General features: G+C 62.9%; 25 protein-coding genes. 17 read left to right on the top strand and 8 right to left on the bottom strand.

Annotated features, from left to right (window positions below):
- Positions 1-7: 7 nt before the first annotated feature.
- Entirely contained in the window at positions 8-838 is an 831-nt protein-coding gene (locus tag NFJ07_RS17320) for an HAD-IIA family hydrolase (RefSeq protein ID WP_269996125.1), read from the bottom strand.
- A gap of 133 nt (positions 839-971) precedes the next feature.
- Between NFJ07_RS17320 and NFJ07_RS17315 the strand changes: the two genes are divergently transcribed.
- The 3 genes from NFJ07_RS17315 to NFJ07_RS17305 all read left to right on the top strand — a co-directional run bounded on the left by NFJ07_RS17315 (position 972) and on the right by NFJ07_RS17305 (position 3,310).
- Positions 972-1,661, top strand: coding sequence for a TrmH family RNA methyltransferase (locus tag NFJ07_RS17315; protein ID WP_269996124.1), 690 nt, complete (start codon positions 972-974; stop codon positions 1,659-1,661).
- Between the two features lie 138 nt (positions 1,662-1,799).
- On the top strand, positions 1,800-2,891 hold the full coding sequence (fbaA, locus tag NFJ07_RS17310) for a class II fructose-bisphosphate aldolase (protein ID WP_269996122.1): 1,092 nt from the start codon (positions 1,800-1,802) through the stop codon (positions 2,889-2,891).
- Positions 2,891-3,310, top strand: coding sequence for a DUF3151 domain-containing protein (locus NFJ07_RS17305; RefSeq protein ID WP_059388503.1), 420 nt, complete (start codon positions 2,891-2,893; stop codon positions 3,308-3,310). Before fbaA ends, NFJ07_RS17305 begins: the two co-directional genes overlap by 1 nt.
- 147 nt (positions 3,311-3,457) lie before the next feature.
- On the opposite strand, the gene NFJ07_RS17300 is transcribed toward NFJ07_RS17305, so the two are convergent.
- Positions 3,458-4,090 carry a uracil-DNA glycosylase gene (locus tag NFJ07_RS17300; RefSeq protein ID WP_269996120.1) on the bottom strand — a complete coding sequence of 211 codons (633 nt, stop codon included), beginning with the start codon at positions 4,088-4,090 and terminating at the stop codon, positions 3,458-3,460.
- A 191-nt stretch (positions 4,091-4,281) separates the two neighbouring features.
- Between NFJ07_RS17300 and NFJ07_RS17295 the strand changes: the two genes are divergently transcribed.
- Positions 4,282-4,617: a hypothetical protein gene (locus NFJ07_RS17295; RefSeq protein WP_269996119.1), complete on the top strand. Its 336-nt coding sequence runs from the start codon at positions 4,282-4,284 to the stop codon at positions 4,615-4,617.
- Positions 4,618-4,700: 83 nt separating this feature from the next.
- Here the strand turns inward: NFJ07_RS17295 and NFJ07_RS17290 are convergent, their stop codons facing one another.
- Positions 4,701-6,392, bottom strand: coding sequence for a phospholipase C (locus NFJ07_RS17290; protein ID WP_269996117.1), 1,692 nt, complete (start codon positions 6,390-6,392; stop codon positions 4,701-4,703).
- A gap of 444 nt (positions 6,393-6,836) precedes the next feature.
- Between NFJ07_RS17290 and NFJ07_RS17285 the strand changes: the two genes are divergently transcribed.
- The gene (locus NFJ07_RS17285) at positions 6,837-8,126 is read left to right on the top strand and encodes an adenylosuccinate synthase (protein WP_269996115.1); all 1,290 of its coding nucleotides are present in this window, start codon (positions 6,837-6,839) and stop codon (positions 8,124-8,126) included.
- A 68-nt stretch (positions 8,127-8,194) separates the two neighbouring features.
- On the opposite strand, the gene NFJ07_RS17280 is transcribed toward NFJ07_RS17285, so the two are convergent.
- Complete coding sequence (locus tag NFJ07_RS17280; protein ID WP_269996113.1) at positions 8,195-8,470, bottom strand: hypothetical protein; 276 nt, start codon at positions 8,468-8,470, stop codon at positions 8,195-8,197.
- A 484-nt stretch (positions 8,471-8,954) separates the two neighbouring features.
- On the opposite strand from NFJ07_RS17280, the gene NFJ07_RS17275 reads away from it, so the two are divergent.
- The 9 genes from NFJ07_RS17275 (at position 8,955) to NFJ07_RS17235 (ending at position 16,406) form a co-directional block, all read left to right on the top strand.
- The gene (locus NFJ07_RS17275; protein ID WP_269996111.1) at positions 8,955-9,509 is read left to right on the top strand and encodes an RNA polymerase sigma factor; all 555 of its coding nucleotides are present in this window, start codon (positions 8,955-8,957) and stop codon (positions 9,507-9,509) included.
- The gene (locus tag NFJ07_RS17270; RefSeq protein ID WP_269996110.1) at positions 9,506-10,309 is read left to right on the top strand and encodes a hypothetical protein; all 804 of its coding nucleotides are present in this window, start codon (positions 9,506-9,508) and stop codon (positions 10,307-10,309) included. The genes NFJ07_RS17275 and NFJ07_RS17270 overlap by 4 nt, the downstream gene beginning before the upstream one ends.
- A 12-nt stretch (positions 10,310-10,321) precedes the next feature.
- A complete protein-coding gene (locus NFJ07_RS17265) occupies positions 10,322-10,747 on the top strand; it encodes a CoA-binding protein (protein ID WP_269996108.1) in 426 nt (141 codons plus the stop codon).
- A gap of 109 nt (positions 10,748-10,856) precedes the next feature.
- Positions 10,857-11,699 (top strand): polysaccharide deacetylase family protein, encoded by an 843-nt coding sequence (locus NFJ07_RS17260; protein WP_269996107.1) that lies wholly within the window; start codon positions 10,857-10,859, stop codon positions 11,697-11,699.
- 60 nt (positions 11,700-11,759) lie between these two features.
- The gene (locus NFJ07_RS17255; protein WP_269996106.1) at positions 11,760-12,161 is read left to right on the top strand and encodes an MmcQ/YjbR family DNA-binding protein; all 402 of its coding nucleotides are present in this window, start codon (positions 11,760-11,762) and stop codon (positions 12,159-12,161) included.
- Between the two features lie 83 nt (positions 12,162-12,244).
- Entirely contained in the window at positions 12,245-12,874 is a 630-nt protein-coding gene (locus NFJ07_RS17250) for a hypothetical protein (protein WP_269996105.1), read from the top strand.
- A gap of 210 nt (positions 12,875-13,084) precedes the next feature.
- Positions 13,085-14,494 (top strand): N-acetylglucosamine/diacetylchitobiose ABC transporter substrate-binding protein, encoded by a 1,410-nt coding sequence (gene ngcE / locus NFJ07_RS17245; protein ID WP_269996104.1) that lies wholly within the window; start codon positions 13,085-13,087, stop codon positions 14,492-14,494.
- Positions 14,495-14,499: 5 nt separating this feature from the next.
- Positions 14,500-15,513 (top strand): carbohydrate ABC transporter permease, encoded by a 1,014-nt coding sequence (locus NFJ07_RS17240; protein ID WP_269996103.1) that lies wholly within the window; start codon positions 14,500-14,502, stop codon positions 15,511-15,513.
- The gene (locus tag NFJ07_RS17235) at positions 15,513-16,406 is read left to right on the top strand and encodes a carbohydrate ABC transporter permease (RefSeq protein ID WP_269996102.1); all 894 of its coding nucleotides are present in this window, start codon (positions 15,513-15,515) and stop codon (positions 16,404-16,406) included. Before NFJ07_RS17240 ends, NFJ07_RS17235 begins: the two co-directional genes overlap by 1 nt.
- A gap of 104 nt (positions 16,407-16,510) precedes the next feature.
- On the opposite strand, the gene NFJ07_RS17230 is transcribed toward NFJ07_RS17235, so the two are convergent.
- Positions 16,511-17,368, bottom strand: coding sequence for a DUF1206 domain-containing protein (locus NFJ07_RS17230; protein WP_269996101.1), 858 nt, complete (start codon positions 17,366-17,368; stop codon positions 16,511-16,513).
- Positions 17,369-17,449: 81 nt separating this feature from the next.
- Between NFJ07_RS17230 and NFJ07_RS17225 the strand changes: the two genes are divergently transcribed.
- The gene (locus NFJ07_RS17225; RefSeq protein ID WP_269996100.1) at positions 17,450-17,743 is read left to right on the top strand and encodes a DUF503 domain-containing protein; all 294 of its coding nucleotides are present in this window, start codon (positions 17,450-17,452) and stop codon (positions 17,741-17,743) included.
- Between the two features lie 85 nt (positions 17,744-17,828).
- Here the strand turns inward: NFJ07_RS17225 and purL are convergent, their stop codons facing one another.
- From purL to purS, 3 genes are read right to left on the bottom strand one after another with little or no spacing between them, the layout of a single operon-like run.
- Positions 17,829-20,147: a phosphoribosylformylglycinamidine synthase subunit PurL gene (gene purL / locus NFJ07_RS17220; RefSeq protein ID WP_269996099.1), complete on the bottom strand. Its 2,319-nt coding sequence runs from the start codon at positions 20,145-20,147 to the stop codon at positions 17,829-17,831.
- A complete protein-coding gene (gene purQ / locus NFJ07_RS17215; protein WP_269996098.1) occupies positions 20,144-20,899 on the bottom strand; it encodes a phosphoribosylformylglycinamidine synthase subunit PurQ in 756 nt (251 codons plus the stop codon). The genes purL and purQ overlap by 4 nt, the downstream gene beginning before the upstream one ends.
- A gap of 1 nt (position 20,900) precedes the next feature.
- Complete coding sequence (purS, locus tag NFJ07_RS17210; RefSeq protein WP_028265707.1) at positions 20,901-21,152, bottom strand: phosphoribosylformylglycinamidine synthase subunit PurS; 252 nt, start codon at positions 21,150-21,152, stop codon at positions 20,901-20,903.
- Between the two features lie 337 nt (positions 21,153-21,489).
- On the opposite strand from purS, the gene NFJ07_RS17205 reads away from it, so the two are divergent.
- Positions 21,490-21,675 carry a hypothetical protein gene (locus tag NFJ07_RS17205; RefSeq protein WP_269996095.1) on the top strand — a complete coding sequence of 62 codons (186 nt, stop codon included), beginning with the start codon at positions 21,490-21,492 and terminating at the stop codon, positions 21,673-21,675.
- 136 nt (positions 21,676-21,811) lie between these two features.
- Complete coding sequence (locus NFJ07_RS17200) at positions 21,812-22,102, top strand: DUF1540 domain-containing protein (protein ID WP_269996093.1); 291 nt, start codon at positions 21,812-21,814, stop codon at positions 22,100-22,102.
- Positions 22,103-22,268: the final 166 nt, after the last annotated feature.

Raw genomic sequence — 22,268 nt, 5'->3', positions numbered from 1 at the left:
CTTCTTCCTAGATTTGGTTCTTGAGGTCCGCTACCGAGTTCAGGACCTGGTTCGGCCGGAACGGGAAGGCCGCGATGTCCTCGCGCTGAGTGATGCCGCTGAGCACCAGGACGGTGTGCAGCCCGGCTTCCATGCCCGCGATGATGTCGGTGTCCATGCGGTCACCGATCATTGCAGTGGTCTCGGAGTGGGCATCGATCTGGTTCATCGCGGAACGGAACATCATGGGGTTCGGCTTGCCCACAATGTAGGGCTCGCGGCCGGTCGCCTTGGAGATGAGCGCGGCGATGGCGCCGGTGGCGGGCATCGGTCCATCCTTCGAGGGGCCGGTGGCGTCCGGGTTGGTGGCGATGAAACGCGCCCCGGCGAGGATCAGCCGGATGGCCATGGTGATCGCTTCGAAGGAGTAGGTACGGGTTTCGCCGAGCACCACGAAGTCCGGGTTCTGGTCGGTGAGGATGAAGCCGGCCTCGTGCAGCGCCGTCGTAAGTCCTGCCTCACCGATGGTGTAGGCCCGGTTCCCGGACTCTGAGCCCCGTACCTGGTCCTTGAGGAATTGCGCCGTGGCCAGGGCGGATGTCCAGATATTCTCCTCCGGGATTTCCAGGCCGGAGGAGCTCAGCCGGGCCGCCAAGTCCCGCGGCGTGAAGATGGAGTTGTTGGTGAGGACGAGGAATCGCTTGGAGGTGTCCACCCAGCGCTGGATCAGTTCAGCCGCTCCGGGAACCGGCTGATTCTCGTGGACCAGCACACCGTCCATGTCCGTGAGCCAGCATTCGATCTCGTGTCCGTTGCGGTAAAGGGATGAGCTCTTCGGGGCCTCGGTTGCGTTCTCCATGCTTTTCCTCCGCGTGTTGGCTGTTTCTCGTTCCAAGTCTTTCATCTTTCGGTCCCCGAGACACCCGGGTGTCCTGCGTTACGGCACTGGGTTTCGGCGCCGCAGGCGGGACTGCCCGGGCTAGGGTTGAGTGGTGACTGACCGGCCCCAGAACCCTGCCCCTACCGACTCCGCTGCTGTCTCCTCTACCGAGGGTGAGCCCGAAGCGAAACCGGAGGTCGGCGTCGGGCCCTGGGAAGGCGACTGGCCGGAAGGTGGGCATTGGGACCCGGACCTCCTGGCGGACGGCGACCGCCGCAACGTGGTGGACAAGTATCGGTACTGGAAGCACGAAGCGATCGTCGCGGACCTGGACGCCCACCGGCACGATTTCCACATTGCCATTGAGAACTGGCAGCACGACCTGAACATCGGCACCGTAGTTCGGACCGCCAATGCCTTCCTCGCCAAGGAGGTCCACATCATTGGACGACGCCGGTGGAACCGTCGCGGGGCCATGGTCACCGACCGCTACCAGCACGTCCGCCACCACCCCACCGTGGAGGACTTCGTGGAGTGGGCCCAGGGAGAAGGGCTGGCCATCATCGGCATCGACATCTTCCCGGATTCCGTGCCGCTGGAAACCTACGAACTTCCGCGCAACTGCGTACTCGTGTTCGGGCAGGAGGGCCCCGGCCTGACTCCCGAGGTGCACGACGCCGCCGTCGCCACCCTGTCGATCGAGCAGTACGGCTCCACCCGGTCCATGAACGCGGCGTCGGCCGCCGCCATCGCGATGCACGCCTGGATCCGTCGGCACAACTTCGGCCAGCGCGTCTCCTGATCGCGCCGAGATGGCACTTCGCAGCAGTGTTGGCTTTGCCGCGCAAGCATCGCCGTCAAGTGCCATCTCGGCCCAAGGTCCGCAAGTGTTACCCGTCCCCGTGACTGGAAACACGGTGCCGGATTCGGAGTCGCTAGGATGGTGCCTAGCCGTATAGGTCTACTCCAGGGTCAACAAAACCCACAGACGAAAATCAGCATAGGAGTCAGCATGCCCATCGCAACCCCAGAGATTTACTCCGAGATGATCGACCGCGCGAAGGCCGGCGGATTCGCGTTCCCGGCGGTGAACGTCACCTCGTCGCAGACCCTGAACGCGGCCATCCGCGGCTTTGCCGAGGCCGAGTCGGACGGCATCATCCAGGTCTCCACCGGTGGTGCGGCTTACTGGTCCGGTGCGTCCGTCAAGGACATGGTTGCCGGTTCCCTGGGCTTCGCGGCTTTCGCCCGCGAGGTCGCGAAGAACTACAACGTGAACATCGCCCTGCACACGGACCACTGCCCGCAGGACAAGCTGGCTGATTTCGTACTGCCGCTGCTGGCTGCTTCCGAGGAAGCCGTCAAGGCCGGCAAGGACCCGATCTTCAACTCGCACATGTGGGACGGCTCGCACGAGACCCTGGAGGAGAACCTGCGGATCGGCCGGGAGCTCCTGGGACGCGCGGCCGCGGCGAAGATCATCCTCGAGGTTGAAATCGGCACGGTCGGCGGCGAGGAAGACGGCGTCGAGAACGAGATCAACGAGAAGCTGTACACCACCACCGAAGACGCGCTGGCCACCATCGAGGCGCTCGGCGCGGGGGATAACGGCCGCTACCTGACCGCGCTGACCTTCGGCAACGTCCACGGCGTGTACAAGCCGGGCAACGTCAAGCTCCGCCCGGAACTGCTCAAGCAGATCCAGGCCGAGGTCGGCGCCAAGATCGGCAAAACCAACCCGTTCGACCTCGTCTTCCACGGCGGCTCCGGCTCCACCGAGCAGGAAATCGCGGATGCCGTTTCCTACGGCGTCATCAAGATGAACATCGACACTGACACCCAGTACGCGTTCACCCGCCCGGTGGCCGGACACATGTTCGCCAACTACGACGGCGTCCTGAAGGTCGACGGCGAAATGGGCAACAAGAAGACCTACGACCCCCGCGTCTGGGGTGCCTCCGCCGAGGCCGGCATGGCTGCCCGCATCGTGGAAGCCGCGAAGCAGCTCGGTTCGGTCGGCAAGACCTTCTGATGTCCGACGAATTCCGCAAGAACCTGATGGGTCCGGAACCTACGCTCCTGCCTGCCGAGACCGAGGTGTACCAGCACCTTGCCTTGGGGCAGGAGGCCCTGGACCTCGTAGCCAAGTACCCCACGTCTTCGTTGCTGTGGGCAATCCTGGCCGAGGAAGCGTGGGCAGACGGCCGGACCATCGATTCCTACGCGTATTCCCGCGTGGGTTACCACCGTGGACTGGATTCGCTGCGCCGCAACGGTTGGCGCGGCGTCGGACCCATCCCGTGGGAGCACGAGCCCAACAGGGGATTCCTGCGAGCTCTGTACTCCCTCGGCCGGGCATCCGCTGCCATCGGCGAAGCTGAGGAACCGGAGCGGATCGAGAAGTTCCTGAACGACTCCGATCCCGCCGCGAAGGCCGCGATCGAAGGCTAGGACTGCTGAGTTTAAACGCTCGACGGCGGCCGCGCACCGAAAGGTGGGCGGCCGCCGTCGCGCTTTCCCCGCCCAACTGACTCGCATTAGGTGTCGTTATGAGGCGTCATAACGACATTAACTGCGAGTCAGTTGGGTCGGCGAGTCCTAGGAGACGGGGGTGAGGCCTGTCCGGGCCATGGCCTCGGCGTAGGCGCCATGGATGACGTCCAGGTACTCCTGCTGGCGCGTGGGGGAGCCGGCGAAAGAACGTCCACCCAGCGAGCGGACCTTGAACGTCTTGAAACCACGGCGGTGGATGCTCTGCGGCGCGGCCTTCATGAGCTGGTCTGCCAAACGATGGGCTTCATTGCCGTGGGCCACCAGTGCGGAAGTGCGCGGCGCGATCGCCAACAGGCGCAGGAGCGGCTTGAGGCCTTCCGTGATGTTGGCGGGGGTCAGCTTGCCCGGCTCGCCGTCGGACTCGATCCACGGGTAAACGTTCCACGGCATCATGAGTTCCGGACGCAGGCCCAACTGCCACTGCATGCCCAGCATGCGGGTGGTGGCATCCGCGTCACCCGGGACGATGAAGCCCGAGCCCTCCGTGGTGCGGGTGTTGGAGAAAAGGCTGATGATGCGGCACTCGTCAACGCTGTGGGCGGGGTCTACGTAGAGGACTTCGCTGCCCGGCTTCTGTTCTTTGAGGGAATCGCAAAGCCCTGTGACCTCGGCAATGTGGGGTTCGAAACGTCGGTTCCAGAGCTGCTCTTCGGGTAATTCAGTCGCCAGGTCTTGCATATGGGCTTGGGTCTCCTACGTGTAGCAAGGTGCACTTATCCGGCCGGGAGCGGTTGGCCGCGACCGGTCAGATTGGGTGCAGTGTTGGGGGCTGTTTAACTGTACCGGAACGGCGATGACCTGTGGGGTGAATCGGGAGTTCTGTGGTGGGTCTCTCGACGGCGGGAGCCGGCTTCCGGCATGATGCGGCTATGGAAAAACCTGAGTCTTCTACTGCCGCCGTATCCGCGTTCGAGGGCCTGGGTGCCGATCTTGGTGACGCGGGCATCGTTTTGGGCCAAATGTTTGGTGCCAGTTCCCTGATGCTCAACAAGAAGGCCATCGCTTGCCTCCACGGAAACAGTGTGGCATTCAAACTCGGCAAGGACTCCGCCGAGCACGCCCGCGCCCTGGGCCTTCCCGGGGCGGAACTCTTCGACCCGTCCGGCATGAAGCGGCCGTTCAAGGACTGGGTGGAAGTACCTCTCGCGTCGTCGTCGGAGAGGCCGGGGCTGGCGGACGCTGCGTTGGCGGCGGCGACGGCGTAAGTGCGTTAATGGAAGCGGCACCGCATTAACGGGAACGGCACCGTCCCGATGGATTCGGGACGGTGCCGCTTCGGAAACGCCTGCTACTGCTTGTTCTCGTTCTGGTCGTCGCTTTCCTTGGTCCGGGAAACCACGGTGCCGTTCGATTCGTTGAGGATGAGCTTCACGTCCCGCCCCTTGTCAAAGTTGAACATCGCGTTGATGGTGCCGGCTTTGGCATCTGCCGAGGAGTCGCCAATCTGGCCGGTGTGCCAGTTGTCCTCGATGAAGCGAAGGATGGATGACTGGTCCGTCTGGGTGTGGTCCACGAAGTTCTTCTTCGCGAAGGGGGAGATCACCACGAGCGGCTGGCGGGGGCCGGGACCGCAACGGTCCGCATAGCCTCCGGCCATGGGGACGCCCTTGTTGTAGGCGTTGAGGCACCATGCGGCGTCGTCGGTGGTGTTGGAGGAGTTCTTCGCGGCGGCCGCGACGTGGTCATACCAGCCATCCGAGTCATCGTAGGCGAGGACGACGGCGGTGCTTTCCCAGTTCTTCGAGTTCTGGATGGCGTTCACTTGCTGCGTGATGAACTTTTGCTCGTCCAGGGGATCGGAGTAGCCGGCGTGGCCGTCCTGCGAGCTTCCAGCCTTCAGGAAGGAGACGGCAGGCATGTTGTCCGAGTTGACCACCTTGGCGAAGTCCGTGGTGTCGTATTGGTGGTTTGCCTGGCCGTTGTGCCCGATCTCATCCACGCTGGCCGGAGCAAGGTGGTGCGGGTTGGACGTTGACTTGTAGTACTGGAACGGCTGGTGGTGCGGGCTGTAGTCCGTGACCGTCGCGCCTGAAATGTTGGTGTGGGTGCTCATGCAGGACGCGGGGGTGGTGTCCGTTGCCGCCGTCGTCGGGGCGAAGCCGCCCTGGAACCAGCCCCAGCTGACGCCCTTGTCGTTGAGCAGGTCGCCGATGTTCTTGCCCTGCATGCCGGCTAGGTTGTTCTTGCTCGCGTGGCTCTTGTTGGAGCAGTCGTCGTAGACCGGATCCGGGTCTTCGGTCATGGTGCCCACGCCGTTGGCGTCAGGGAACTTGACCGTGTAGTCGCTGCTTGCGGGCTTGACCGGCTGTCCGTTTGCGGTGAACTCCGTGACGCCGTGGGTCTGGCCGGACACCAGGTTGAGCGCGCCGGGGCTGGAAGGTCCGAAGCCGGTGCTGAAGTGGGAGTCGCTCATGGCAAAGTTCTGGGCGTAGTTCCAGATGCCGGTCACCGTGTTGCCGTCGTAGTAGTCCATGGTGAGCCCAGGACGGCCGAACTGGCCACCCGAACAGGTATCCATGCTGGTGTTCTCGACGAACTTGTTCATCAGGCCTGCGTTGTAGGCCTTCTGCTCCGCGGTGTACTCGTGGTCCTGGTCGCATGTGATTGCCTGGCTGGGCGTCAGGCGCTGCGGCTGGACCGAGTTGGGATTGTTAGGTGCCAACAGATTGTCGTGGGCGAGGGTGGCGATATTCTTCGGGGTGCTCTTGGCTGCCGTGAACGCCGGAGCCGCTGCGCCGCTGCCTTGCTGGGTTTCGCCGGGGGTGTTGGCCGCTTGCGGATACGTCGCGAAGTAGTGGTCGAAGGAGACGTTCTCGCCGAAAATTACGACGACGTGCTTGATGGGCGTCGCGGTTCCCTTGTGGTCGTCATTGGCCGAGGCCGGCGCCATGCCGAACCCGATCATTCCGGCAGCGATCGTGGATGCTGCGAGTGCGCTCACTCCTGCCGTTGACAGGAGACGCCTATTGCGAAAATTCATGGATTTCCCTTCAGATTCACGGGCAGTGCCCGCCCAACTAACTCGCATTTGTTGTCGTTTAGACGGCTCATAACGACAACAAATGCGAGTTAGTTGGGTGTGTTGGGGGTAAGGATTCACAAAGAATGTAGCCGGTCACCTGAGGCCAAATTGTCGTTTTGGGAGCTCAATGCGGACTGTTTGGGAAGAGTTCACATTCTGCTCACAGGGAACTTCGAGGGCGCCGTGCCTGTTTTCATGTCGCCCTCCGACCGTGTGACAACAGGTCCAAGAGCCGCATCGGCTAAACTTGGCTGGTAAGAGCCCCGGAACTCTTGCTGATCCCGCCGGTGAACTTTTGCGAAAGTCTGCGGGCAGGGCCGAAAGATTCGGGGCGTTCTCATGTACGGCGCTGAGCCTTGGTGATCCCGCCAGGACCGGCCCGAAAGAATGGGGGAGGATCCCATGCCAGCTATCGTGATCGTCGGAGCCCAGTGGGGCGACGAAGGCAAAGGCAAAGCAACCGACCTGCTCGGTGGCCGCGTTGACTACGTGGTCAAGCCCAACGGCGGCAACAACGCCGGGCACACAGTTGTGGTGGGCGGTGAGAAGTATGAGCTCAAGCTCCTTCCTGCCGGCATTCTGAGCCCGAACGCGATTCCGATCATCGGCAACGGCTGTGTGGTGAACCTTGAGGCGCTGTTCCAGGAGATCGACGGCCTGGAAGCCCGCGGCGCTGACACTTCCCGTTTGCGCGTCTCGGCCAATGCCCACCTCGTAGCGCCGTACCACCAGGTGTTGGACAAGGTCACCGAGCGCTTCCTCGGGAGCCGTGCAATTGGCACCACAGGTCGGGGCATTGGCCCGGCCTACATGGACAAGGTGGCCCGCCTGGGTATCCGCGTCCAGGATGTCTTCGACGAATCGATCCTCCGCCAGAAGGTGGAAGGCTCGCTGCGCCAAAAGAACGAGCTCCTGGTCAAGGTCTACAACCGCCGCAACGTGGTGGTGGACGAGATCGTGGAGTATTTCCTGTCCTACGCCGAACGCCTGCGGCCGCTGGTCATTGACAGCACCCTGGTCCTCAACAACGCACTGGACGAGGGCAAGGTGGTCCTCATGGAAGGCGGCCAGGCCACGTTCCTGGACGTCGACCACGGCACCTACCCGTTCGTGACGTCCTCCAACCCGACCGCCGGCGGTGCGTCGGTTGGCTCGGGCATCGGACCCACGCGGATCTCGCGCTCCATCGGCATCATCAAGGCCTACACCACCCGTGTTGGCGCCGGACCGTTCCCCACGGAGCTCTTCGACGAGATGGGCATGTACCTGCAGAAGACCGGCGGCGAGTTCGGCGTCAACACCGGCCGCCCGCGCCGCTGCGGTTGGTACGACGCCGTCCTGGCCCGCCACGCCTCCCGCGTCAACGGCTTCACGGACTACTTCGTCACCAAGCTGGACGTCCTGACCGGCATCGAGCAGATCCCGGTCTGCGTGGCCTACGATGTCGACGGCGTCCGCTACGACGAAATGCCCATGACCCAGACCGAGTTCCACCACGCAGTGCCGATCTTCGAGTACTTCGACGGCTGGACCGAGGACATCACCGGCGCCAAGACCCTCGAAGACCTCCCCGAGAACGCCCGCAGATACGTGCTGGCCCTCGAGAAGCTCTCCGGAACGCGCTTCTCCGCGATCGGCGTCGGCCCGGACCGGGACCAGACGATCGTGGTGCACGACCTCATCGAGGACTAGTCACCAAAGCTGAATCACGACGACGGCGGGTCACCCTTTAAGGGGTGGCTCGCCGTCGTGCGTACCGGCTATTTGGAACCCACTATCTTCCTGTTTCCGATCGATGACTTGAGCTGGACAAACGTGATGAGGGTGTTCAACTGTTGGGTGCAAGGACCCTTGTTTGGTGTGCCAAGGATGGTGATCGTGATGGTCTCTGCGGTCTCGGCGATTCTTGCCCGGTTGGGAGCGCTGCACTCGAAATTTGAGGTCGTTAAGTACACCCGATTTTCCGCATCATCGATGCTGTTCAGCGTCCATGGCAGAATTGGCGAGCCATCCTCGGGGCCTGTGTCGATGGGCATCCCAGCATTCGTGCTCGTCGGGGATGACTCTGGGTAAGGCCCGGGTGCGTTTTGATCGCTCCGACCGCAGCCGAAAAGCGTCCCCGCGAGGCACAAGCACGCGATCGAAGCCGTGCTGCGCGCTCGAAGCGAGGACATTCTCTTAGTATTCACTAGGCCTCGATCAGCATCGCGAACAGAGCTTTAAAAAAACTTTTGGAATCCGCGTAACCCTTTGGGGTGCCTCGACGATTACCTCTTTGAAAGGCCGAGCTGAAATTTGTCCCCCATCATGTTTCAGCTCGGCCCTTTTCATGTCTGAAGGGGTTTCGTGGATGTGCAGAGAGTCCGGGAGAGGCAAGCCTCTGGGAGCGAAGGCTGGTCCTTGGGCTTAGCGGGAGCAGCGGTTAGGCTAGGTGAGGTTGCCCGGCCCTGCGGCGTTTGGGCGGCACCGAGGATCTCGCTTGGATCCGGACATTCGCTCCCCAACGAAAGCCACGCTTCAGTGACCGACGCCTTGACCGATGCAGCATTGCTGGCCCTTCGCGGCCGGGAGGCTGAACTGTTCAGCGCCGTCTATCAGGCCTTTGCCGGCCAGGTGCTCGGCTACTTGACAGCAAAGGGTGTTTCGGATCCGGAAGCTATCACACAGGACGTTTTTCTTGCCGTCCTGCCGCGCGTTGAGACGATCACGGGTGGCGTCAGCGGTCTGCGGACCTTCGTATTCTCGGTGGCCCATGCCCGGATGGTGGATGACCATCGTCGGCAAAGCAGGGCGCCTGAGCACCACGAGTTTGAACCTGAGCGTGACACGCGCCAGTCGAGTTCGGCCGAAGCCGAAGCGATGGACCGTGTGGCGCCTGGCGAAGTCATGGCGCTGCTGGATCTCCTTCGGGAAGATCAGCGCGAAGTCCTGACGCTTCGTATCGTTGCCGGTCTAACGGTGGACCAGGCGGCCGAAATCATGGGGAAAAGCCAAGGCGCAGTCAAGCAACTGCAGCGCCGGGCGTTGAATGCACTCCGCGAGCACTCGGTAGTAAAGGAATACGTGGCGCCATGATGCGTTGGGATTGCAAGGACATTGACCGCGACGCGATCATCCTCGAGCTCATGCTTGAGGCTGGCCTGACGGATGCCCCCGAACTCACGGACTCGTTGAAAGCACTGGAATCCTTCGCGTCCATGCCGGCGCCGGTCCCCGGGCCCGCACTCGCGGCGATGCTCGATGGCTCGACCGCGGGAGCCTCTCTTCCCCTCGACGAGCTCGGCAAACGGCGTCAGTTGCGCAAGCACCGCCCCGCCGTCATTGGTGCTGCCGTCCTGATCACCATGGGCTTGGGTGTTGGTGCCGTTGCGGCCGCGAGTGGCGGATTCAGCAAGGGAACCCCGGAATTCATGCAGGCGCTGGTCTCCGGCTGGGCGCCGGGTTGGACCACTGCTCCGCCGTCGCTGGTACCTCCGGCCCCCGCCCAGGATTCCCCGAAGGTCACGACGCACCCGGCTCCCGTCGATCTGCCGCCGGCGGCGCCCCCAGTGGCAGGCCCATTGGCGCCTCCAGTGGCGCCCGCTCCGGCCAGTACTGGCGAGGCAGCGCGCGAACCGGTAGCGCCAGTGGCCGTTCCGGCCCCGGCAAACGAGCCAAGCGATGGGCAGTCCGAAGCGCCGAAGGCAGCGCATACCGAGCCTAACACCGACTCGCAGGGAATCCTCCCGCAGCCCAAAGCTTCTATCCCATCCACCGGGACAGCGAAGGACCTCCAAAACGGGGTGCAGCAAGCCGTACAGGGCGCCCAGGACGACGTATCACTGAAGCCTGCCGGGGCTTCCCTGCGTTGGCTCCTTGGGCTGCTGTCCCGCTAGTAGGCTTGAGGTATGACACATGTCAACGATCCGGCAGTCATTGACCGGCTTATGCGAACAAAGGGCCGTTGGGCAATCGTGGGACTCAGCACGAATGAGTGGCGCTCGGCGTTCGAAGTAGCTCTCTATGTTCGCGACACCATGGGCATGGAGATCATCCCGATCAACCAAAAGGGCGAAGACGTCCACGGCGAAACCGGCTACAAGTTCCTCGCCGATGTGCCCTTCGAGAAGCAGCCCATCGACGTCGTCGACTGCTTTGTGAACTCCTCGCGCGTTGGCGCGGTGGTGGACGAAGCGATTGCCGTGGGAGCGAAGGCCGTGTGGCTCCAGCTCGGAGTAATTGATGAGGACGCGGCGGAACGGGCCAAAGCGGCGGGCCTGGACGTTGTGATGAACGCTTGTCCGGCACAGATGGGCTGGCGGAACGGCATCTAGCTTCAGCCGACGGACGTGCCAGCACGACACGTACGGATAGCGTCGCCTTCTGTTAACCGGCCGCTGGTATGTTTCGGGGGAAATCACCCTTTCGAGACCAGGAACCCCCATGTGTGACGACCACCCTTCCACCGCCAGCCGACGCACCGCGCTCGGTTTCCTCGGCGCTTCCCTCGTGGCCGGCCTGGGGGCATGCGCGGCCCCCGGAAACCCGTCCGCGGAAAGCCCGACGGCGGCCCCCGGCACTGCGAGCCCCTCGCCGTCGTCGTCCGCAAGCGCCGCGATGAGCCCCGCACCAAGCCCAGCGGGCCCCGGGCGGCTCCGGAACCCCTTCGTCCCGGACTTCACGCTGCCGCCCATCCAAGGCGGACTGGCTCCCGTGATTACCAAAATCCCCACCAAACATCCCGTGGTGTTCCTCACGATCGACGACGGGGTGGTCAAGTCCCCGGAAAGCGTCCGGCTCCTCAAGGAGAACGGCTACCCGGCCACGCTGTTCCTGACGAGCAACACGGTCCGCGACAACCCTGCGTTCTTCAAGGCGTTCATGGCGCAGGGGAGTTTGGTCGAAAACCATACGGTCAGCCACAACGTCAACATGACCACCCAATGGGGCTACCAGCGGCAGCTTGACGACATTGCAGGCATGCAGGATTTCGCCGTCCAGCAGTACGGCCGCAAGCCCACCCTGTTCAGGCCCCCCGGAGGCGCCTATTCGACCGCCATGCGGCAGGCCGTGGCCGCCGCCGGCCTGAAGGCGATCATTACGTGGGAGGCCAAGGCCAATGCCGGGCGCATGGATTACCAGTACGGCAATTCCCTCCGGCCCGGCGACATCGTCCTGATGCACTTCCGCCCCGAATTCGCGGCGGACTTCGAGGCCTTCCGCTCGGCGCAAGTGGCTGCTGGCCTGGAAGTGGTGCTCCTCGAGGACTTCCTGGGCGTTGCGTGAGGCCGGCGGTCCGCTAGTCGTCGCACTCCGCTAGTCTCGCTCCTCCGCTAGTCTCAGTGCATGGACGCTGCCACACTCCGCCAAATCTGCCTTGGCTTCCCAGGGACCTATGAAGACTTCCCGTTCGGCCCGGAAACTTCGGTTTTCAAGGTCCGGTCCGCCGTGTCCGGTGGATCCAAGCAGGAAGGCAAGATGTTCGCCGCCTCTGCCTTGGACGACCAGAACTTGGCAGTAAGCCTCAAATGCGATCCCGTCTTGGCCGTGCAACTTCGCTCGGCCCATCCGGAAATCACCGGCGCCTGGCACATGAACAAGAAGCACTGGAATGGCGTGCGCCTGGACGGTGCCCTCCCTGACTCCATGGTCCAGGACATGGTGGAGGACTCTTATGACCTGGTGGTTTCCTCGTTGAGCCGCCTGCAGCAGGAGCAACTGGGCTGGGCCCGGCTCGCCAGGGATTGACACGCGGACCCCGTCAACTGCTTCGGCTAGATTTGTGAGTGGACCGCACCTTCCAACGCCTCGAAGCAATCAGGAGGAGCCAGATGCTGGAACAAAAGACCCTCGATGAGTTGTGGAATTTTGAGGACCCCGCGTTGTCGGAAGCCCGATTCCGCGAAGCCATGGCGGATCCCGCCTACGATGCCTTTGAACGGGGCGAGCTCGCTACCCAATTGGGCCGGGCCATCGGTTTGCAAGGCCGCTTCGAGGAAGCGGACGCCCTCCTCGACGGGATCGACGCCGAAGAGGAACCCACCATTGCGGTACGGGTCCTTTTGGAACGCGGCCGCCTGCTCAACTCGGCGGGCCACCCGGCCATGGCTGTTCCGCTCTTTGAACAGGCTGCCGAGATGGGAGACCTCTTGGGCGAAGATTTCCTCGCCGTGGATGCACTTCATATGCTGGCCATCGCGGACTCCGGCCACCAGGAATCATGGACGCGAAGTGCGCTTGAATACGCTTCCGCCGTCGAGGACTCCCGCACCAAACGGTGGATGGTTTCACTGCACAACAACCTCGGTTGGGCGATGTACGACGACGGGCGGCGCACCGAGGCGATGGTCGAGTTCCAGCTTGCTGAGCAGTGGGCTGAGCGGGTAGGAACCGAGCAACAGCGGCAATGGGCGCGCGAGGCGATCGCTCAGTGCGCAAAATCCTTGAATTTACGGGGCTAAAACACCCAAACGACCCCTCTGGAACGGTAGGTTCATCAGATCACATTTTGACAAAAGTTGATTGAAACTACCCTCAAATATTGCTTTTCAATCACTCGTGGTGAAGTATGTCACACGAAGGGCGCGTCGAAGCGGCGGTGCCTGGACCGATCGACTGCCGGCCGAGGCGCCGTCAGCGTGAGGTACTACGAGTCTCTGGAGGGTTTTAGGATGAACGTTCAGCAGCAGTCCTTTGCACGGCGCGGTTTCCTCCGCGGCGCGCTTGCCGCGGCAGTGCTTGTGCCGATGGCCGGCTCGATGGCCTCCTGCGCAGCCGGTGGCGGCGGAGGAACCGCCGGTCCCACGGGGACCGTCTCAGATACCAATCCGTTCGGTATGGCAGACAAGTCCACCGTTGACGCCGTGATTTTCAAGGGCGGGTACGGAATCGACTACGTTGACTTCGCGGGCAAGGGGTTCGAAAGCGCACATTCAGGTTCCACCGCCAAGATTTCCCCGTCCACGGACATCGCGCAGGAACTCCAGCCGCGATTCGTCGGAGGCAACCCGCCGGACCTGATCGACAACTCCGGTGCCAAGGCAATCGGATTCAGCGCGATCCTGCCGCAGCTTGAAGACCTCACCAGCGTGGTGAACGCCAAGAACCTTGAGGGCAAGGTCATTAAGGACACCCTCTACGGTGGCGTGCTCGCCCCCGGGACTTTCGATGGCAAGCTGGCGGCATTGAACTACGTGCTGACCGTTTACGCCATGTGGTACTCGGATTCATTCCTGAAGGACAACGGTTGGACCGTACCGAAGACCTGGGATGACATGTACGCTCTCGGCGAGCAGGCCAAGGCCAAAGGCAAGTACCTGTTCGTCTGGGGCAAGGAAGCAGCCACCTATTACCAGGAAATGGCTATCGCTTCCGCCATCAAGGAAGGCGGCCACGACGTTCGCCTTGGCCTTGAAAACCTGAAGGCGGACGCTTGGTCCCACCCGGCCATCCAGAGCGTCTTCACGGCCTTGAACAAGATCATCAAGGCGGGCCACTTCAAGCCAGGTGGCTCGGGTACGCAGTTCACGGCAGCGCAGGCGCAGTGGAGCAACGCCCAGGAAGCCGTGTTCTACCCGTCTGGCTCGTGGATCGAAAACGAGATGAAGGACCAGACCAAGTCCGGTTTCAAGATGACCGGTGTTCCGGTTCCTACCGTGACCTCGGGATCCAAACTTCCCTACGAGGCAATGCACAGCGCTTCCGGCGAGCCGTTCATTGTTCCTTCCCAAGGCAAAAACGTTGCTGGCGGCAAGGAATTGCTGCGTGTCATGCTGTCCAAGGATGCTGCCACCAACTTCGCCAAGACCAAGCTCGCCCCCACCATCGTCAAGGACACCGTTCCCGCCGATGGCTTCGGCTCCACCGCACTGGTTTCCCAGACCACCCTGCTCAATGCGGCAGGGTCGAACATCTTCACGTGGAACTTTGTTGACCTCTACGGGATGAACAAAGACCAGTTGGTTGTCTGGAACACCTTCCTGGACGGTAAGTCCGACGTCGGCACACTGACTGCCGACCTGCAGAAGATCACCGACAAGGTCCGCAACGACAGCTCGGTGACGAAGATTGAAGTGAAGTGACTCCAGTGAAAACCCGAACGAGCCGGAACGACGGCGGCGTCACCGCCGTCGTTCCGGAGAGTGCTCCACCAGTGGTCAAGCGGAGGCGCAAGCCCCTGACGTGGGACAAGGTTAGCTTCTTTGCGGTGTTCCTTGGCCTTCCGCTGGCTATCTACATTGTGTTTGTAATTTCGCCCTTTGCGCAGGCGTTCTACTACTCCATGACCGACTGGACTGGGTTCTCGCCCAACCGCAACTTCATCGGCCTTCAGAACTACGGCAAGATCTTCGCGGACGACATCTTCATGAAGGCCTTGGGCAACAACATCCTGCTGGTGATTTTCCTGCCGATCATCACCATCATCCTCAGCCTGGTGCTGGCGACCCTGGTGACCGTGGGCGGGAGCAGCAAAGGTCAGATCAAGGGCCTCAGGAATTCCAGCTTCTACCGGGTTGTGTCCTTCTTCCCCTACACGATCCCGGCAATCGCGATCGGCATCATGTGGGGCCAGATCTACGATCCCAGTAACGGCTTGCTGAACGGCATCCTGACCTCGCTGGGCTTGGACCAGTTCAAATCCTATGCGTGGCTGGGTGACAAGAGCACCGCCATGGTCGTCACGATGTTCGTCATCGTGTGGGGCTTCGTCGGCTTCTACATGGTGCTGTTCGTTGCAGGCATCAAGGGCATTCCGGCCGAAACCTTCGAGGCTGCACGAATTGATGGGGCGGGGCGTTTCCGTACGGCGGTCTCAATCACCATTCCGCTGATCCGCGACAACATCCAGACCGCCTATATCTACATGGGCATTCTGGCGCTGGACGCCTTTGTCTACATGTCTGCGCTGAATCCCGGCGGCGGTCCGGACAACTCCACACTGGTCATGGCCCAGCAGCTTTTCTATACAGCTTTCACCAAGAACCAGTTCGGCCTGGCGAGCGCCATGGGCGTTGTCTTGGCGATCACCACGCTGATCTTCTCGGGCCTGGTGTTCCTCGTGAATAGGCTCACTGGCGGCAGCAAGGATGTGTCCAACTAATGACTAGCAAACTTGCCTCGGAGCAGCGCACCTCACTGCATTTCAATCCGCGCAAGACGGCCACGACCACCAGCGACAAGGTGGTGGGCGCTGTTTCGCACACGGCCTTGACCATCTGGTCCCTCATTGTGATCCTGCCCTTGCTGTGGACTTTCATGTCCTCCTTCAAAACATCGAGCGAGATCTTCGCCTCGCCGTTCGCCTTGCCCTCGCAGTGGCGCTTCGACAACTACATCCGGGCCTGGAGCGAAGCCGGAATCGGAAGCTACTTCCTGAACTCGGTGGTCGTGGTGGGTTCGGCGTTGGTGATTGTCATGGTACTGGGCGCCATGTGTGCCTACGTCCTGGCGCGCTACACCTTCCCGGGCAGCAGGGCCATCTACTACCTGATGCTGGCCGGGCTGACCTTCCCGATCTTCCTGGGCATGGTCCCGTTGTTCTTCATCATGAAGAATCTCGGCTTGCTCAATACCTTGCCGGGCCTCATCCTGGTGTACGTCGGCTTCGCGCTTCCGTTCACGGTGTTCTTCCTTTTCTCTTTCTTCAAGACCTTGCCCTTCGAAATTGGCGAGGCGGCTGCCTTGGATGGAGCAGGCGAGTGGCGGACGTTCTTCCAGGTGATGCTGCCGATGGCCAAACCCGGACTCGCCTCCGTGGCGATCTTCAACTTCCTGGGACTGTGGAACCAGTACCTGATTCCAGTGGCCATCAACGCGGCCGGACCCCGGGTGCTCTCCCAAGGGCTGGCCGCCTTTGCCGGCCAGATGGGTTATGCCGTGGACTTCGGCGCCTTGTTCGCAGCGGTCACCGTCACGGTGGTTCCGGTGCTGATCGTCTACATCATCTTCCAGCGCCAGCTTCAAGGCTCCGTGTCCCAAGGCACGTCCAAGTAGCACAACCCGGCTAAATAAGCGCCCGACGGCGGTTCTCACCTTTGGTGGGGGCCGCCGTCGGGCGTTTCTGCCGCCTGCGCCGCGTCTTCACGCGCGGCCTGCCGTCAGAGCCGCTGGTAGCGGGAGCGGAACAAGGAGTAGATGCCGTAGGCCATGAGTCCGAGGCTTACGAACACCAGCACCCATCCGCCAAACGGTTGTTTCAGGAAGGCCTTGAGCGCCGAGTCGAGGCCGCCTTGTTGGGAGGGGTCGTGCGCCGCAGTGGCGATCAGGATGAGCAAGCCGACGGCGCCGAGCGCCACCCCTTTTGCGCAGTAGCCCACCACGCCTAGTGCCGTGAACGCGTCTCCCAGGAGTCCGGACGGTTTTCGGCTCAGGTTCTTTTCGTACCTGCGCGTGATCCCCATGAAAATGTAGGTGCCGGCGGCCGCCAGCAATGCCACCCCGATGATCACCAGAAGGACAGTGCCCGGAGTGCTGGACATGAGGTCCGCGCTGGCCGTCCGGGATTTGTCGCTGCTGCTGCTCGGACGGCTGAGCGCAAAACTGCGGAAGGTCACCGCGGCCGCAGCGAAGACGATCGCCTGCCCGGCAGCCTTGAGCCGTTTCATCCAGCGCTTGGAGCCGCCGCCCCCGCTCCACCCCATCACGGCGTCGCTGGCCATGTAGAGCGCGAGGACACCGCAAGCCACTAGTCCCGCCCACAGAAGGACGACGCCGCCGGGGGTGGCAGCCACCTGGGCGACTGCTCCGCTTTGGTCGGCCTGGCCCGACTGGCCCAGCGCGATTCCCAAGGCGATGGCCCCGATCAGGAGGTGTATCAGACCCAAGGCGACGAAGCCGGCCCGCGCCACGACCCGGACGGTCCGTGAATCCTTGGCGTCGTCTACGGCGTCGCCCACTGTATCGGCGCCCCGGGACACTGCGTTGCCGGCCTTGTTCGTATGATCGTCTGCGCCCATGGAGCTCCTTTGGTCTGCCCTCATCTTGCCACCGTGGGTTCCGAAGGGGGAGGGCGCGCGACTGCTGGATACGATGGGCGCATGTGGATCGCGTGGATCGAGTTCGACATTCTCCTCGGCGAGGTGCACAGCCTGAAGGAGAAACGTTCCCTTGTGCGTCCGCTGATCGCCGAGTTGAAAAGGCGCTTCGAGGTCTCTGCCGCCGAGACCGGGCACTTGGACCAGCATCGACGTGCGCTCATCGGCGCAGCCGCGGTGGCAGCGGACCGGGCGCATCTCGTGGAGGTGCTCGACGCCGTCGAACGTTTTGTTGCCGCACGCCCCGAACTGGAGTTGCTGAGCGCCCGACGCCGGGACCTCCACAGCGAAGACTAAAAACACAACGCGGGGTCACTTACGGCCCATCCCGAGGGGATTCTTGGGCCGTAAGTGACCCCGCGTTGGGGGTTGCAGGCGTTAGTTAGCCGAAGTACTTCGGCAGCGTGGCCTCGTGAGCTTCGTTAAGAGCGTCCAAGGATAGCTCGTCCACGCCGTTGATCTCCAGCTTGCCGCCGGCAGCGTCGACGACGCCGATCCGGAGGTGGGCGAAGCCGCGGGCGGTGCACATGTCCTTGAAGCGGACTTCCTCGGAGCGCGGAACGGACACGATGGCCCGGCCCTGGGACTCGGAGAACAGCGCCGTGAACAAGTCCACGCCGTCGCGCTCCAGGAGTTCCTCCAGCGCAATCCGGGCGCCGACGCCGTAGCGCAGCGCGGACTCCACCAGCGCGGCGGCAAGGCCGCCCTCGGAGAGATCGTGCGCGGCGTCGATCATGCCGTCGCGCGAAGCGTTGATCAGGATTTCGCCCAGCTGGCGTTCCAGGGACAAATCAACCTTCGGCGGCAAGCCACCGAGGTGTCCGCGCAGATTGGACCATTCCGATCCGTCCAGCTCTGCGGCCGTGGTGCCCAGCAGGTAGATGGCCTGGCCGTCTTCCTTCCAGCCGGACGGGGTGCGGCGCGCGACGTCGTCGAGCTTGCCCAGCACGGCAACCACGGGGGAGGGGTGGATGGGAACGGTACCGGTCTGGTTGTACAGCGAGACGTTGCCGCCTGTGACCGGGACGCCCAGCTCCATGCAAGCGTCCGACAGGCCACGAATGGACTCGGCCAGCTGCCACATGACATCCGGATCCTCGGGGGAACCGAAGTTCAGGCAATCGCTGACGGCCATCGGCACCGCGCCGGAGGTGGCGACGTTGCGGTACGCCTCGGCAAGTGCCAGCTGTGCGCCGTGGTACGGATCGAGGTAGGTGTAGCGGCCGTTGGCGTCGGTGGCCAGCGCCACGCCCAGGCCTGTTTCCTCGTCCACGCGGACCACTCCGGCGTCGTCCGGGAACGCCATGGCGGTGTTACCGCCGACGTAGCGGTCGTACTGCTTGGTGATCCAGGCCTTGCTGCACATGTTCGGCGAAGCAATGAGCTCGGTGATGGCAGCCGCCAGTTCCCCGGAGGTGGAGGGGCGGCCGGCGTCCTGCACGGAGCCCGTGAAGGTATCGGCCTGGACGGAATCCTGCCATGAGGGGCGGGCGAACGGGCGGTCGTAGACCGGACCGTCGTGGGCAACGGTGCGCGGGTCGACGTCGACAATGACTTCGCCTTCCCACGTGATGATCAGGCGGCCGGTGTCGGTCACCTCGCCCAGCCAGGAGTACTCCACGGCCCACTTGTCCATGACCGCTTCGAACGCGGCGATGTTCTCAGGGGTGACAACGGCCATCATGCGTTCCTGCGACTCGGACATCAGGATTTCGCCCGGGGTCAGCGTGGGATCGCGCAGCAGCACGGAGGTCAGCTCAACCTGCATGCCGCCGTCGCCGTTGGAAGCCAGCTCGGACGTGGCGCAGGAGATACCCGCAGCGCCGAGGTCCTGGATACCTTCAACCAGCGAACCCTTGAACAGCTCCAGGCAGCACTCGATGAGCACCTTCTCGGCGAACGGGTCGCCTACCTGGACGGCGGGGCGCTTGGAGGGCTTGGTGTCGTCGAACGACTCCGAGGCCAGCACCGAGGCGCCGCCAATGCCGTCGCCACCGGTGCGTGCACCGAACAGGACCACCTTGTTGCCCTTGCCGGAGGCGTTGGCCAAGCGGATGTCCTCGTGGCGCATGACGCCGACTGCCAGCGCGTTGACCAGCGGGTTGCCCTGGTACACGGAGTCGAAGACCATTTCGCCGCCGATGTTCGGCAGGCCAAGCGAGTTGCCGTAGCCACCGATACCGGCAACGGCACCATGCATGACGCGGGCCGTGTCCGGGTGGTCGATGGCGCCGAAACGCAGCGGATCCATCACGGCCACCGGGCGGGCGCCCATGGAGATGATGTCGCGGACAATGCCACCAATGCCGGTTGCGGCACCCTGGTAGGGCTCCACGAACGACGGCGAGTTGTGGGACTCGATCTTGAACGTCACGGCCCAGCCGTCGCCCAAGTTGGTGACGCCGGCGTTTTCGCCGATGCCCACGAGCATGTCCTTCTTCATCTCCTCGGTCACCTTTTCGCCGAACTGGCGCAGGTGGTTCTTCGAGGACTTGTAGGAGCAGTGCTCGCTCCACATGACGGAGTACATGGCGAGCTCGGCGCCGGTGGGGCGGCGGCCCAGGACCTTCACGACCTCGTCGAACTCGTTCTGCTTGAGGCCGAGTTCGGCCCAGGGGAGCTCGGTGTCCGGCGTCTTGGCTGCGTTCTCGACGGTGTCGATGTTGAACTTCTTGCCGACGGTTTCAGCTGAGGTAGTCACTGTGCGCCTCCCACGATCTTGTTCAGGACGGAGGTGAAGAAGCCCAAGCCATCCGTGCCGGCGTTGGACTCCGGACCGAATCCGGGCTCTACCGCGTGCTCCGGGTGCGGCATGAGGCCCACTACGTTGCCGGCGGCGTTGCTGATGCCGGCAATGTCGCGGCGCGAACCGTTCGGGTTCCAACCGACATAGCGGAACACGACGCGGCCCTCGGCCTCAAGGGCGTCCAGGGTCTTGTCGTCAGCGATGTACTGGCCATCCTGGTTCTTCAGCGGAACCGTGATTTCCTGGCCGGCCTCGTAGTCCGAGGTCCACAAGGTGTTGTTGTTCTCCACGCGAAGCACCTGGTCGCGGCACAAGAACTTCAGGTGGTCGTTCTTGATCATGGATCCCGGGAGCAGGTGCGACTCGGTCAGGATCTGGAAGCCGTTGCAAATACCCAACACGGGCAGCTTGGCGTCGCTGTTGGCAGCATCAATGATGCGGGACATCAGCGGAGCGAAGCGCGAAATCGCGCCGGCGCGCAGGTAGTCGCCATAGGAGAAACCGCCTGGGATGACGACGGCGTCCACGTCGGCCAGGTGAGTGTCGGCGTGCCAGAGCGCGACGGCGGTGCCGCCTGCGAGGCGGACCGCACGGGCGGCGTCGCGGTCGTCAAGGGTGCCGGGGAAAGTGACGACACCGATCTTGGCCCCGGCCAGATGGGGCTCGACGGCCACGGGGGCTCCGCCGATCAAAGGAAGTTCAGTCATGTCAGGCCTCGACGACCTCGACGTTGACGACGTCTTCGATCACCGGGTTGGACAGCAGGGTCTCGGCGGCCTCACGGGCCTGGGCGAGGATGGCGTCGGTCACCTCGCCGTCGACGGTCAGTTCGAAGCGCTTGCCCTGGCGGACTGCGCTAAAGCTGGTGAAGCCGAGGCGGGGCAGTGCGCCCACGATGGCCTTCCCCTGAGGGTCCAGAATCTCGGGCTTGGGCATGACGTCGACGACGATCCGGGGCATCCGGTAACTCCTGTGCGTGAGCGTTGGTTAAACCTTGGTTAAAGGCTGCCGCGGAGTGGTGCCGTCTCACGCCGGAACTGCCTCTAAACAGCGTTCACAGTGTTTAGCGGCAGTGTCTTACGGAATAAGGGGGGCGCTCCGCGAGCTTGCATGCCCATTCTACCGGCCAAATCGCTACATACCCTATTTGCGGGAGATCGGTGAAGAGGCCCCGCCGGCCGCGCCAACTCGCGGCGGCGGCCCGCCGTCGTCGGGGGTTTCAATGCCCGACGGCGGCTCTGGCCACTGAACGACGGCGGCTCTGGCCGGGGGTGGTTTGCGTCACTAGGATTGCGGCATGGCCGAGAACGCTAAGTCGATGGTTTTGCCCGTGGTCCTTGCCGCTGTTTTTGCTGGACTGGGGAGGATGGTTTTCCAAAGGATCATGGCAGACCGGGCTGCCCGCGAAAACCGCATTTCCGTCCCGCCGGATGCTTCGACAAGGGCCAAAATCAGCGACGCCCTGCGAGGGGTCCATTCTTAGCGCGGCCCGGCACCTGACACCATGTGGAGCGCAATAGGGTACGCGCAAATGCGCTAATCATCCGGGTTAAAGGCATGTATTCGGGAGTAGCTTGGAATTGCTGTCAAGGAAATTCCCCATCCAAGCAGGAGGAGCAATGACAGAACACGTCGCCGAAGTGTCCGCATGCAGCGTTGGCAGCTGCGGATTCAACCATCATGGCTGCACTGCCTTCGGGATTACGATTGGCGGAACCGCGGACCACGCATCCTGTGCCACTTTCATTGACACCACGCTTTTGGGCGGACTTCCCAAGGTCCTCGCGCATGTCGGCGCCTGCCAGCGCTCGGAGTGCACCCACAACAACAACCTGATGTGCGAGGCCCACGATGTCCGGATCGGCCCTGGTGCCGAAGCGGCTGATTGCTTGACGTACCAACACGCCTGAGGCCCGCTTCGTCATCAAAATCTGAATATCCGCACAGCGGGCACGTCCCCTCCCGACGGGGGCGTGCCCGCTGCTGCGTGCGGATGTATTCTGATGCCGAATGACATGACAAAAAACGTGAAATGTGTCCTATGTAATATTCAGCTATCGCTCTGTACTCTATGAA

The sequence above is a fragment of the Arthrobacter sp. B2a2-09 genome (assembly GCF_027587375.1).
GTDB lineage: Bacteria > Actinomycetota > Actinomycetes > Actinomycetales > Micrococcaceae > Arthrobacter.
The sequence above is the reverse complement of the archived record's forward strand: the minus strand, read 5'-3'. Positions and strand labels throughout refer to the sequence as shown.